The sequence below is a fragment of the Clostridium sp. TF06-15AC genome (assembly GCF_003481165.1).
GTDB classification, from domain to species: Bacteria; Bacillota; Clostridia; order Lachnospirales; family Lachnospiraceae; genus Otoolea; species Otoolea fessa.
Window position 1 is genome coordinate 2,961 of sequence record NZ_QUKS01000002.1, and the last position, 13,230, is coordinate 16,190.

Consider the following 13,230-nt stretch of genomic DNA (forward strand, 5'->3'; position numbering starts at 1 on the left):
GATGTTACATTCATTGCCCGTGGTTCCAACCTTGATGCTATGCGTAATAACGGTCTCATCATTCGTCATCTCTGGGATCAGACGGAAGAACATCTTGAGGTTCGTGCATTATCCATGGAAGAATCCTGTGCTCTTTCCCCGGCTCCGGAGGTTATCTTTATATGCGTAAAAGAATATTCCCTTGATTCCGTCCTTCCTTTTATCCGACAGACCGCTGGTCCCCGCACAATTATTATTCCCATCTTAAATATATATGGAACCGGTGCCAGGGTGCAGAAAGAATTACCGGATTGTACCGTTCTGGATGGATGCATCTATGTTTCTGCATCCTTAGAACATCCCGGTGTTCTGGTTCAGCACGGTCCTATCTTAAGGGTTGTCTTCGGTCCCAGGGATCCTTTCTATATTTCTCCGATTTTATCAGCCATTCAATCGGATCTTTGCGAAAGCGGTATCGATGGAGTTTTATCCACCCATATCCAAAGGGATGCTTTGGAGAAATTTTCCTATGTCTCCCCTATCGGAGCTTCCGGAGTCTACCTTCATGCCGTGGCCGGAGATTTTCAAAAGGAAGGACCTGCCCGTGAATTATTTAAATCCATGATTCGTGAAATCAGCGCTCTGGCTGCTGCCATGGGATATCCCTTTGAAAAAGACTATGTAAAAATAAATCTGGAGATTCTTTCCAACTTATCTGCCGATGCCACCACTTCCATGCAGCGTGACATAATGGAAGGAAAATCATCGGAACTGGACGGACTTGTCATGGAGCCACTCCGACTTGCAAAAAAATATTCTGTCTCTATGCCCTGTTATGAGGAGGTAGCAAAAGTATTATGTCCATTGGAATTTTAGTTGGTAAAATTGCGGCATTATTTATCATCATGTTTTTAGGCTTTGTTTTGGTAAAGACTGGCATTTGCCGCTCAGATGACAGCCGCATTCTTTCACGCCTGTCTGTCTATATCGTAGTCCCCTGTTCGATTTTATCTGCTTTTCAGGTCAGCTGCAACCCTTCCATCCTAAATGGGCTTCTTTTGGCGGTGGCTGCTGCTGTATTGATCCATCTCATCCTGATTGTCCTTTTTTACTTTATAGGACCTCTTCTTCATCTTAACGGAGTCGAAAAAGCCTCTATCATCTACTCTAATGCAGGAAATCTTGTTATACCGCTTGTTTCCTCTATTCTAGGACCAGACTGGGTTATTTATTCCAGCGCCTACGTCTCTGTACAGCTTTTTCTTCTCTGGAGTCATGGCAAAATGATGATCTGTGAAGAAAAGAAGCCTGATTTTAAAAAAATCATAACAAATACAAATATGATTGCCATTTTATTCGGTATTTTTCTATTCTTGGCACAGATTTCACTTCCCGGTCCAGTGGACAGCGCTGTCCGCTCCCTGGGAAGCATGATTGGTCCTTTGGCCATGCTGATCTCAGGAATGCTGATTGCCGGAACCACGCCCCAGGAAATTCTGGCTTTTCCCCATATTGGACTTGTCACGATTCTGCGGCTCATCGGTGTACCGCTTTTGACAATTTTACTTCTTAAATTCAGCGGCCTTGCTTCTTTTGCTGAGAATGGTTCACAAATTCTGCTTGTCACCCTGTTAGCCACAATCACCCCATCCGCCTCCACAATCACGCAGATGGCCCAGGTATATGGAAAAGATGCCCGCTATGCTGGTGCCATTAACGTAATTACCACTCTGCTTTGTATGATAACCATGCCAATCATGGTTTATCTCTATCAATTATAACTTTATTCTTCACGACAAAAGAGAGGTTATTTGCCAAACAGCCAATAACCTCTCTTCATAAAACTCAAAAATGCATCTGCATTCTTGCTGCGGGATGGGAGTCATCCCACATCTGATATCTTATTATCCTATCTCTGATATTCCTTTACCGCGGTCTCGTAAAGATTGTTTCCTTCGGAATCAATTACCACAATCATAGGCATATTTTCTACCGTCAATTTTCGGATCGCCTCTGTTCCCAGATCATCGTATGCAATCACTTCCGATTCCTTAATGCACTTTGAAAGAATTGCTCCGGCTCCGCCCACTGCCGCAAAATAAACGGCACCATTGCGAACGATGGCATCGATGACTGCCTGGCTTCTCTTTCCTTTTCCGATCATGGCTCCCATGCCGAGATCCAGAAGTCTTGGAGTATATTTATCCATACGGCTGGCTGTGGTCGGACCTGCAGAACCAATCGGACGGCCCTCTCTGGCCGGTGACGGTCCCATATAATAAATTACATTATCTTTCAGATCAAGGGGAAGTTCTCTTCCTTCATCCAGTGTCTCTATCATGCGCTTATGAGCTGCATCACGTGCCGTATAGATGGTTCCGCTTATATATACATAATCACCTGCATGCAGGCTTTTTAATGTCTCCCTGTCAATTGGAGCTGTGATTGTTCTATCCATATTTTCCTCCAAATCTATCTTATGTGCTCTCGGTATCCTTTTGTGCAGGAAAGACTCCGAGAGTACATTCTTTATACTATCAAACGATGTTTGGGTCACAAGAGATTTTTCCCCTTTTGATACCGGATTGCTATGTGCTTCGCACTTTCGCAATCCTAAAAATATTCATCAAATCACTCTGTGCGCATGACGGTTTACATGACAGCAGATATTGATGCCTACCGGCAGCCCTGCAATATGGGTCGGGTAGGTTTCAATATTGACAGCCAGGGCGGTTGTCCGTCCGCCTAAACCGCCAGGACCGATCCCAAGGTTATTGATCGTTTCAAGCATTTCTTTTTCCAGATCACGCACATACTCAACCGGTGATTCCTCTTCCAGATTTCTGGTCAGCGCGTGCTTGGCCATCTCTGCACACTTTTCAAAGGTTCCACCGATTCCAACGCCTACTACCATCGGAGGACAGGCATTCGGTCCCGCATCCCGCACCGCTGTCAGAATAGCATCCTTGACTCCTTCGATTCCATCTGCCGGTTTCAGCATGAACACACGGCTCATGTTTTCACTTCCAAATCCCTTCGGAGCCACCGTGATCTCTACCTGCTCACCCTCTACGATCTCATAATGAATGATAGCCGGTGTGTTATCCTTCGTATTCTCACGGTAAATCGGATCCTTAACCACGGATTTACGGAGATATCCGTCTACATATCCCTGACGCACGCCCTCATTGATGGCATCGGTCAGAGAACCGCCGATCAGATGTACATCCTGTCCTACCTTGATAAACACAACTGCCATTCCGGTATCCTGGCAGATCGGAATCATCTCCTCACCAGCGATACATAAGTTTTCTTCCAGCTGGCCTAAAATCTGACGTCCCAATGGAGATTCTTCACTCGCTGCCGCCTCATCAAACACCTTTTTCATATCCGGTGACAGAAAATGGTTGGCCTCAATGCACATTTCTTTGATATTCTGTGTAATGGTTTCAACATTGATTCTTCTCATTTGAAAACTACCCTTCTTCCATGAAATTTTTATCTGCTTACGCAGATAGAACCGTATCTCTTAATCATTAATGACTCTTATATCATCATAATAGAAATTAAATAATCTTGCAATCATTTCCGAATATATGTAATAAAAATACCCCCTGAATAGATTTCGAATTTATCTCTATCTATTCAGGAGGTATCATATTGTTACAGTTCAGCCATGACATCTTCTTGTTTCCATATTCATTCAAACCAGCGCATGGCTGAACTGTAACATCATATTATCTTGAAATTTCTCTTGTCACGTGTTTTAACCACTCTTTTTCTTCGTCATTCATGTACGGAGAAATGGTTTCGTATACGTCTTTATGGTATGTATTTAAGCGCTCAATATCCGCGTCATCCATGAAACGTGTATCCAGTGCCTCTAAGTCAATGGGAGCCTTGGTCAGAAATTCGAATTTCAGGAACTGTCCGTACTCGTTCTTTTCATCCTCGACACATAAGATCAGGTTCTCGGTTCTGGTTCCAAAATCGCCAGCAAAGTACAGACCTGGCTCATCGGAGCAGATCATGCCCGGCTCGATCACAGCGCTGTCCTGACGCTCCGGAACAACTTTCCAGCGCAGTCCGTTCGGTCTCTCATGTACGTTAGAAAGATATCCAACACCATGTCCGGTACCATGTGCAAAATCAAGACCACGTTTCCAGAATGCTTCACGGATGGTGTAGTCTAAGTTGATTCCCCGGCAGCCGTGAAGGAACTTCATGGTTGATACCTTCAGCATAGCGGCTGCTACGATTGTGTAATACTCTTTTTCCTTCTCGGTCAGAGGTCCTAACGCATAGGTTCTTGTGATATCAGTAGTTCCCTCTAAATACTGTCCGCCGGAATCTACCAGCAGAAGACCTTCCGGTTTTAATTTCTTGCATACCTCATCGCTTGGATGATAATGGCACATTGCTGCATTTTCCTTGTAAGCGGCAATGGTTACGAAACTTGGCTCGATATAGTTGCCCTGCTCTGCTCGCAGTTCTTCAATTTTATGAGCCGCTGTCATCTCTGTCATATCGCAGGTTCCGATGGTATGCTTCAGCCAGTACATAAACTTGGTAACAGCAATGCCATCTTTTAAATGGGCCTTACGCATATTTTCGATCTCGGTCGCATTTTTAACAGCCTTCATGGTCGCACAAGGATTCATCTCGTCTATGATGCGGCAGGAAGCATCAATGCTCTCGCATACAGCAAAGCTTGCTTTCTTGCGTTCCAGAAGAATCTTCTCATTCTTCAGGGCTGCCACATCCTGTAAGAATTCCGCATACTCTTTTACCTGAACCTTTGCCTCAGCTAAAGCCGCACAAACTGCTTTTCCCATCTTAGTATCTTCTTTGATAGCTTCTTTCTGTACGTATAAATAGGCTTCATCCTGTGTAATAAGTGCATAGGACAGAAATACCGGGTTATTTACAATATCGTTTCCACGAAGGTTGAATAACCATGCGATTTCATCCAGAGCCGTCATAAGATGAATCTGTGCTTTATTTTTCTTCATGGCATCACGAAGATCTGAAAGTTTCTCTACGGTACTCTTTCCGGCATATTTTACATCCAGGCTCCAGATAGGCTCGCAGGACATAGCCGGACGGGAAGTCCAGATCTCACCTACCAGATCCTTGCTGCAGTTGATTGTTACATTTTTTTCCTGCAGTAAGTTCTGAAGACCATACCCCAGCTCAGAGTTTACAACACGGCCGTCAAATCCAAGGCATCCATCAACCGGAAGTTCCTCCTCTAAAAACTCGTCCAGAGTCGGGAATTCAGGTTCACCCATGCGGTATAATTTGATCTCACTGCCTGAAAGCTGCTCTTCTGCCTGTACAAAGTATCTTCCGTCTGTCCAGAGTCCGGCTTTGTCCATAGTGATAACAGCCGTTCCAGCGGTTCCGTTGAAACCGGTCAGAAAGTGACGGCATTTAAAGAATTCGCCTACATACTCAGATTCATGAAAATCCGCAGTCGGAACCAGGTATGCATCGATTCCCAGTTCTTTCATGCGATCTCTTAATTGTCCAATTTTTATATTTGTCTGGTTCATTATTTCCTCCTTCATGCAATTTTTTTGAAAAAATATGTACTCCTGGAATGTCTATGCATTCCGCATAAAACATTCCCAGAGTACATCTTATTCTAGTTATTTAAATTATCGTAACGATTCAGCCCCATTAGCCAAGAAACATTCCAACGCCCGGTCCTAACGGAAGGTTAAGTACGATCCATAATACTAACAGGATACTCCATCCAATCAGGAAGCAGATACTGTACGGAAGCATGGTGGAAACCAGAGTTCCGATACCAGCCTCTTTATCGTATTTCTTCATGAATACGATAATCATTGCGAAATAGGACATCATCGGAGTGATAACGTTTGTACAGGAGTCACCGATACGGTAAGCAACCTGAGCGAACTCCGGTGTGTAACCTAACAGCATGAACATCGGTACGAATACCGGCGCGATCAGAGCCCATTTTGCAGATGCAGAACCCATGAACAGGTTGATGAATGCTGCAAAAAGAACGAATAAGATCATGGTCGGGATAGTTCCGATACCGGAGTTTCTAAAAAACTCAGCTCCCTTTAATGCAAGGATCGTTCCTAATTTGGTATAACCAAAGAAGTTAATAAACTGTGCTGCCACAAAGGTCAGAGCGATGTAGGAGCTCATGGTTCCCATGGCACGTCCCATAGCGTTGCAGACATCCTTCTCTCCGTGATATACGCCAGTCATATGACCATATACAACAGACGGTACGAAGAAAAGTACAGTGATAATCGGGATGATGCCCTCCATAAACGGAGAGTTTCCTAACAGTGTTCCATCCTCAGCTCTCATAACAGAGTTAGCCGGGAGACAGAAAGCTACCAGAACCAGAATCATAACCAGTAAGGTTAAACCAGCTACTTTCAGAGCCTTTCTTTCCTGGTCATTTAATTTATACTCAGAGCTTGTTTCATTCTCTTCCCCATTGCCGTGATACTCACCAAAACGCGGTGCAACGACTTTCTCAGTGATGATAGTACCTAAGATTGTGATCAGGAAGGTAGATACCATCATGAAGTACCAGTTTCCGGTCGGCTCAACTACATAAGTCGGGTCTACCATCTTTACAGCCTCGTTGGTAATACCGCAAAGAAGCGGATCCAGAGTACCGATTAATAAGTTTGCAGAGAAACCACCGGATACACCTGCAAATGCTGCAGCCATACCAACTACCGGATGACGATTGTATGCCATAAACATCAGTGCAGCAATCGGAATCAGAACAATGTATCCAACTGCGTCAGCCAGGTTGGACATAACGCCTAAGAATACGATCATCGGAGTGATTAACTTAGCCGGAGTAACCTCTACAGCAGACTTTAATGCGCCTCCGATTAAACCACTGTCCTCCAGAAGTCCGATACCAAACATAGCTACCAGGACAACTCCCAAAGGAGCGAATCCTGTAAAGTTAGTGATTGCATGTGTCAGCATGTACACAAGCCCCTCACCATTCAAAAGGCTGACAGCCTGAACCGTCTGAGTCTCTACGACTCCCTTAGAACGGTTAACCAGTTCACCTGTTGCCGAAACTCCAGCCATCTCACAGACAGCAGAAAGAACGATAACAAAGAGAACTAAAATTGCAAAAATAGAAATCGGATGCGGAAGTTTATTTCCGACTTTCTCAATTCCGTTCAGCCAGCGGTTTAATAACGAAGGCTTATCTTTTGCTTGTTCGTTTGCTTTTCCCATTTTTTCCTCCATTCCTAACTTATACGTATAAGTAAATTTTGTATTGTTAGAATATCACAAAAGGATCGGCATTTCAATTGTTTTTTTAGTAATATTAAATTATTGTGTATTTTAGTGAATTTCTATAGACATTTTTAGAGAAATTTAATAAACTGTAAAAGTGTTATAAGGAGTCTACAAAATTATGAAAAAAAATGTTACTGCAAAAGACATCGCAAAACTCTGCGGAGTCTCTCAGGCGACTGTATCTTATGTGATCAATAATCGCCAGAATCAGAAGATCAGTGAGGAAACCAGACGCAAGGTTTTAGATGCCGTTGAAACACTTCACTACTATCCCAATGCTTCCGCCAAAAGCATGCGGACCAAAAACTGCACGTCCATCGGAATTGTATGTGCAAAGGATTACAGCCGCCAGGCTTTCTTAAACGCTTTTACCGGAATCAGCCAGTACCTGTCCCAGATCGACTATACCATCACGATTTTCAATGAAATGGATGATATAGATTCTTCTCCGGATTATGTCAAAAGCTATTATTCCAACGTGATCGATGGACTCATTTTTATTTCCAACGATGATCACGCTGCTTTTACAAAACCAGCCGATGAAAATCATATTCCCTATGTGGTTATCTGTATGGACGGGGTTTTCTCAAAAAAAACGCCGTTCCCCCATGCATTTGAATATGCCCTGCAGGAATGTGCCTCCTTCTGTCTGGAAAAGGGAATCCGCGAAGTGCGGTATTTTTCCATCAGCAATGACGGTCTTTTAGTTAATAATAAATATCCGCTTTTTGAATCCCTGCTTCGCCGGACGGCACCGAACTGCCATCTGGAGCACGTGATCTGCCCTATCAAGGATCGTGATCTGATTCATTTGCAGCAATTTTTAGCTAAATACATGGAAAACCGCAGTTTTGATCTTGCCATTTCTCAAAACTACGACATTGGACTGCTGCTGCAGCGTGAAATATTAAAAACAGGCTTTTCCATCCCTCAGAGAATTCGCCATATCTTCCTGAACGAGGTGAATTTCTATGAAATGGACTATCCTTCTATCAGCGGCATTGATATTCCCTACGATCAAATGGGCGAGTATGCTGCCAAACTTCTTCTTGCTATGATCGAAAACCGTGAATCTGAATTTACCTACCAGGAATTCAGGTGCCGACTCATTCAGAGAGAAACGACGCTGTGACGCTGTTAAAATACTGCGCCTTATAAAGATCAAAAAGAGAACACCCGCTAATTCCAGTTTATGAATTGCCGGATGTTCTCTTTTTTATGATTTTCTTTTCAAAGATCAAGGATATCTGATCTTTTTTACTTTTTATTCGTTACAGTTCAGCCATGACATCTTCTTGTTTCCATATTCATGAAAACAAGAAGCATGGTGGGTCCACCATATGCTGATTTGGATGAAAAAGTGCTTATGCAAGCAAGCTTGCAACACACTTTCTCATTCAAACCAGCGCATGGCTGAACTGTAACTTTTATTCTTCTGTATTCTCAGATTCGGTTTCTTCTCCGTCCTGTTCCTCCAGAAATTCGTCTTCTTCATCCTCATCCTTGTCGCTCTCCCGCACCTTGGCGATGCTTGCAACTGCTATGCCGGATTCAGCATCAATACTCATCAGCTTCACACCGGAGGTATTGCGTCCGATAATCGAGATGTCGCTGACTGCCATCTTGATGATGATGCCTTCATTGGTAATCAGCATGATCTTGCGCTCATTATCTACCAGCTTTGCACCCACCAAATCACCGGTTTTGTCGATGATCTTATAGCAGCGCACGCCCTTGCCGCCTCGGTTCTGGGCTGTAAATTCATCAATCGGAGTGCGTTTTCCATAACCATTTTCCGATACTACCAGCAGGCATTCTCCCTGGCTGGCCATCTGCATACCGATGACTTCATCGCCTTCATCAAACTTCATGCCGATAACCCCCATGGAAACACGGCCTGTCACGCGGACATCGGTCTCATGGAATCGGATACACATACCTTTCTTTGTGATCAGGAAAATATCTTCGGTATTATCGGTAGCCTTAACTTCGATCAATTCATCGTCATCACGAAGTACAATCGCCTGAAGACCGTTCTTGCGGACATTGCTGTATTCCTTCATCGGAGTCTTCTTAACCATACCATTGCGGGTTGCCATGAAGAGATATTTCTCATCATCGATCTCCTTCATAGGAACGATGGATGTGATCTTCTCGCCTGGCATCAGCGGAAGCAGATTCACGATGGCAGTACCTCTGGCAGTGCGTCCTGCCTCCGGAATCTCGTATCCCTTCAGACGGTATACGCGTCCCTTGTTGGTAAAGAACATCACATAATGATGGGTTGTGGTCATCAGCAGATCTTCGATATAATCTTCCTCAATAGTCTGCATGCCCTTGATTCCCTTGCCTCCGCGGTTCTGGCTCTTGAAATTATCGCTGGACATTCTCTTAATATAGCCAAAATTGGTCATGGTCACAACGATATCGTCATCCGGGATCAAATCCTCCGCAGACATATCGTATTCATCATATCCGATGGCGGTACGGCGGTCATCTCCGTATTTATCAGCGATGAGGGAGATCTCCTCCTTGATAACACACAGAAGTTTCTTCTCATCTGCCAGAATCGCTTTCAACTCTGCAATCTTTGCCTCCAGCTCTTTATATTCATTTTCCAGTTTCTCGCGTTCCAGACCGGTCAGAGCACGCAGACGCATATCTACGATGGCCTGTGCCTGTGCATCCGAAAGATCAAAACGCTCCATTAACTGAGCTTTCGCCGCCTGAACATTGGCAGAACCGCGGATAATCTTGATAACCTCATCGATATGATCCAGTGCTTTTAAGAGACCTTCCAAAATGTGTGCTCTCTCTTCTGCCTTGTTCAGATCATACTTGGTTCTTCTGGTTACAACATCTTCCTGGTGCTTTAAGTAATATTCCAGAATCTGCTGCAGATTTAAGATACGCGGCTCATTATTAACCAGCGCCAGCATAATCACACCAAAGGTGTCCTGCAGCTGTGTATGCTTCAGCAGACGGTTCATGATGACATTGGCATTCACATCACGGCGCAGTTCAATGCAGATCCGAAGTCCCTCACGGTTGGATTCATCACGCAGATCCGTGATTCCATCAAGCTTTTTATCCTTTACAAGCTCTGCGATCTTTTCGATCAAACGAGCCTTATTCACTGCATAAGGAAGCTCTGTCACGATGATACGGCTCTTGCCATTTGCCATGGCCTCGATATTGTATACAGCCCGTACACGGATCTTGCCGCGTCCGGTTCTGTAAGCTTCTTCGATGCCCGCTTTTCCAAGGATGGTTGCTCCTGTCGGAAAATCAGGTCCCTTTACGATCTCCATCAGTTCTTCGATGGTAGTCGGGCGGTCTTCCTCCACCCGGTTGTCTATGATCTTGACAACGGCAGCAATCACCTCACGCAGGTTGTGAGGCGGAATATTCGTTGCCATACCAACGGCGATACCGGTGCCGCCATTTACCAGAATATTGGGAAAACGAGCCGGAAGAACCGTCGGTTCTTTCTCAGTCTCATCAAAGTTCGGCATGAAATCAACGGTATTTTTGCCGATATCTGCCAGCATCTCCATGGAAATACGGCTCAGCCTTGCCTCGGTGTATCGCATCGCTGCAGCGCCGTCGCCGTCCATGGAACCGAAGTTTCCATGTCCATCTACAAGCGGGTAACGGGTAGCCCATTTCTGAGCCATATTAACCAATGCGCCGTAAATGGAGCTGTCGCCGTGCGGATGATATTTACCCATTGTATCACCGACGATACGGGCGGATTTACGGTGCGGCTTATCCGGACCGTTATTCAGCTCAACCATCGAATAAAGCACTCGTCTCTGCACCGGTTTCAAGCCGTCGCGCACGTCCGGGAGTGCCCGGGCGGCGATAACGCTCATCGCATAATCGATGTAAGACGTTTCCATTGTCTTTTTCAGATCAATGTCATGAATTTTGTCAAATATATTTGGTTCCATCTATACTCCTTTCGTCCTCAAAAGGATTTAAGTGACTTAAATTTAATTAAATATCCAGGTTCTTTACGTACTTCGCATTTGCCTCGATAAACTCACGGCGCGGCTCAACCTGATCACCCATCAGGGTAGCAAATGTCAGATCAACCTCCGAAGCAGTCTCACTGTCGATCTGTACACGGAGAAGAATTCGGCGCTCCGGATCCATAGTAGTCTCCCAAAGCTGTTCCGCGTCCATCTCGCCCAGACCTTTATAACGCTGGATCTTATTGTTGTTGTCACGGCCAATCTCAGTCAGAATCGAATTCAGCTCATCATCGCTGTATGCATACCAGACACGCTTATTCTTCTCGATCTTATAAAGCGGCGGCTGTGCCAGATATACATGTCCATCCCGGATCAGATCCGGCATAAAACGATACAGGAACGTCAAAAGCAGGGTACTGATATGAGCACCGTCCACATCGGCATCGGTCATGATAATGATCTTGTTGTAACGAAGTTTTGAAATATCAAAATCTTCATGAATACCGGTACCAAATGCCGTGATCATCGCACGGATCTCCGCATTGCCGTAAATTCGATCCAGTCTTGCTTTTTCTACGTTTAAGATCTTGCCTCGAAGGGGCAGAATAGCCTGATTGGATTTATTTCTAGCCTCTTTCGCAGAACCACCCGCGGAATCTCCCTCTACGATGTAGATCTCGCAGTTTTCCGGATTCTTGTCGGAACAGTCGGCTAATTTTCCTGGAAGCGCCATGCCGTCGAGCGCTGATTTACGTCTCGTCATCTCGCGCGCCTTGCGGGCTGCGTCGCGGGCTCTCTTGGCAAGAATTGATTTCTCACAGATGATCTTGGCAACCGTTGGATTCTGCTCCAGGAAATACGTCAGCTGCTCGCTCACGATCGCATCGACCGCCGCGCGGGCCTCGCTGTTGCCGAGTTTCTGCTTCGTCTGTCCCTCAAACTGCGGCTCCTCGATCTTAACGCTGATGATCGCTGTAAGGCCCTCGCGGATATCCTCACCGCTGAGTGCCGGCTCATTTTCCTTCAGAAGCTTATTTTTCTTCGCATAGTCATTAAAAGTCTTGGTCAGAGCACTCTTAAAGCCGGCCAGATGGGTACCGCCCTCCGGTGTGTTGATATTATTGACGAAGGTGTAGATATTTTCCGTGTAGGAATCGTTATGCTGCATCGCCACCTCGACAAATACCTTGTCCTTGATGCCCTCGCAGTAGATAACCGGTTCATAAAGCTTCTCATTGCTTCGGTTCAAGTAGGTGACAAATTCCTTGATACCGCCCTCATAGTGGAAGGTCTTCTCATGCTTCACTTCTCTGTCATCCCGCAGGGTGATCTTTAAGTTTTTCGTCAGGAATGCCGTCTCACGCAGGCGTACTTTTAACGTATCATAGTCGTAGACCGTTTCCTCGAAAATCTCCTTATCCGGCAGGAATACGACCCGTGTGCCGTGCTTATCCGGAGCACACTCACCGACTACTTTCAGCGGATACATCGTTTTGCCGCGCTCATAGCGCTGTTTATATACCTTTCCATCGCGGCAGATTTCAACCTCCAGCCACTCGGAAAGGGCATTTACAACCGATGCGCCTACGCCGTGCAGACCGCCGGATACCTTGTATCCGCCGCCGCCGAACTTGCCGCCCGCATGCAGGATCGTAAATACGACCTCAACCGCCGGAAGACCCGCCTTTTTCTGGATGTCAACCGGAATGCCACGACCGTCATCCTGTACCGTGATCGAATTGTCCGCATTGATCTGCACCTCAATGTGGCTGCAGTATCCAGCGAGCGCCTCGTCCACGGAGTTGTCTACTATCTCATACACCAGGTGATGGAGGCCTCTTACAGATGTGCTGCCTATATACATACCAGGACGCTTTCTGACCGCCTCCAATCCCTCCAATATCTGTATTTGATCTGCACTGTATTCTGAACCCATAGTTCCTCCTTCACTTGC

Annotated in this window: 9 protein-coding genes (1 of these 9 cut by a window edge); 3 read left to right on the forward strand and 6 right to left on the reverse strand. The window is 45.4% G+C overall.

Features of this window, described 5'->3' with window-relative positions; translation table 11 throughout:
- Together DXC57_RS04305 and DXC57_RS04310 are read left to right on the forward strand one after the other, a co-directional pair.
- Nucleotides 1-855, forward strand: the 3' portion of a protein-coding gene (locus tag DXC57_RS04305) for a 2-dehydropantoate 2-reductase (RefSeq protein WP_118651362.1). Its footprint begins 78 nt before the window's first position; the window shows 855 of its 933 coding nt (coding positions 79-933); its start codon lies beyond the left edge, outside the window; the stop codon is at nt 853-855.
- Nucleotides 837-1,760, forward strand: coding sequence for an AEC family transporter (locus DXC57_RS04310; protein WP_118651364.1), 924 nt, complete (start codon nt 837-839; stop codon nt 1,758-1,760). Before DXC57_RS04305 ends, DXC57_RS04310 begins: the two co-directional genes overlap by 19 nt.
- 128 nt (nt 1,761-1,888) lie before the next feature.
- On the opposite strand, the gene DXC57_RS04315 is transcribed toward DXC57_RS04310, so the two are convergent.
- From DXC57_RS04315 to DXC57_RS04330, 4 genes are all read right to left on the reverse strand, one after another.
- Nucleotides 1,889-2,455, reverse strand: a complete 567-nt coding sequence (locus DXC57_RS04315) for a Fe-S-containing hydro-lyase (protein WP_333549073.1) — start codon at nt 2,453-2,455, stop codon at nt 1,889-1,891.
- A gap of 150 nt (nt 2,456-2,605) precedes the next feature.
- A complete protein-coding gene (locus tag DXC57_RS04320; protein ID WP_022358414.1) occupies nt 2,606-3,448 on the reverse strand; it encodes a fumarate hydratase in 843 nt (280 codons plus the stop codon).
- Between the two features lie 268 nt (nt 3,449-3,716).
- The gene (locus DXC57_RS04325) at nt 3,717-5,534 is read right to left on the reverse strand and encodes an aminopeptidase P family N-terminal domain-containing protein (RefSeq protein WP_243101274.1); all 1,818 of its coding nucleotides are present in this window, start codon (nt 5,532-5,534) and stop codon (nt 3,717-3,719) included.
- Between the two features lie 127 nt (nt 5,535-5,661).
- Complete coding sequence (locus DXC57_RS04330) at nt 5,662-7,233, reverse strand: AbgT family transporter (RefSeq protein ID WP_107000965.1); 1,572 nt, start codon at nt 7,231-7,233, stop codon at nt 5,662-5,664.
- Between the two features lie 184 nt (nt 7,234-7,417).
- On the opposite strand from DXC57_RS04330, the gene DXC57_RS04335 reads away from it, so the two are divergent.
- Nucleotides 7,418-8,431, forward strand: coding sequence for a LacI family DNA-binding transcriptional regulator (locus DXC57_RS04335; RefSeq protein ID WP_118469371.1), 1,014 nt, complete (start codon nt 7,418-7,420; stop codon nt 8,429-8,431).
- A gap of 295 nt (nt 8,432-8,726) precedes the next feature.
- Here the strand turns inward: DXC57_RS04335 and gyrA are convergent, their stop codons facing one another.
- Nucleotides 8,727-11,252: a DNA gyrase subunit A gene (gene gyrA / locus DXC57_RS04340; RefSeq protein ID WP_117796769.1), complete on the reverse strand. Its 2,526-nt coding sequence runs from the start codon at nt 11,250-11,252 to the stop codon at nt 8,727-8,729.
- A gap of 46 nt (nt 11,253-11,298) precedes the next feature.
- Nucleotides 11,299-13,212, reverse strand: a complete 1,914-nt coding sequence (gene gyrB / locus DXC57_RS04345; protein WP_118493319.1) for a DNA topoisomerase (ATP-hydrolyzing) subunit B — start codon at nt 13,210-13,212, stop codon at nt 11,299-11,301.
- Nucleotides 13,213-13,230 lie beyond the last annotated feature (18 nt).

Coding starts and splice junctions, on each gene's coding strand:
- DXC57_RS04310 (WP_118651364.1), top strand. CDS start 837: ATGTCCATTGGAATTTTAGTTGGTAAAATTGCGGCATTATTTATCATC.
- DXC57_RS04320 (WP_022358414.1), bottom strand. CDS start 3,448: ATGAGAAGAATCAATGTTGAAACCATTACACAGAATATCAAAGAAATG.
- DXC57_RS04325 (WP_243101274.1), bottom strand. CDS start 5,534: ATGAACCAGACAAATATAAAAATTGGACAATTAAGAGATCGCATGAAA.
- DXC57_RS04330 (WP_107000965.1), bottom strand. CDS start 7,233: ATGGGAAAAGCAAACGAACAAGCAAAAGATAAGCCTTCGTTATTAAAC.
- DXC57_RS04335 (WP_118469371.1), top strand. CDS start 7,418: ATGAAAAAAAATGTTACTGCAAAAGACATCGCAAAACTCTGCGGAGTC.
- gyrA (WP_117796769.1), bottom strand. CDS start 11,252: ATGGAACCAAATATATTTGACAAAATTCATGACATTGATCTGAAAAAG.
- gyrB (WP_118493319.1), bottom strand. CDS start 13,212: ATGGGTTCAGAATACAGTGCAGATCAAATACAGATATTGGAGGGATTG.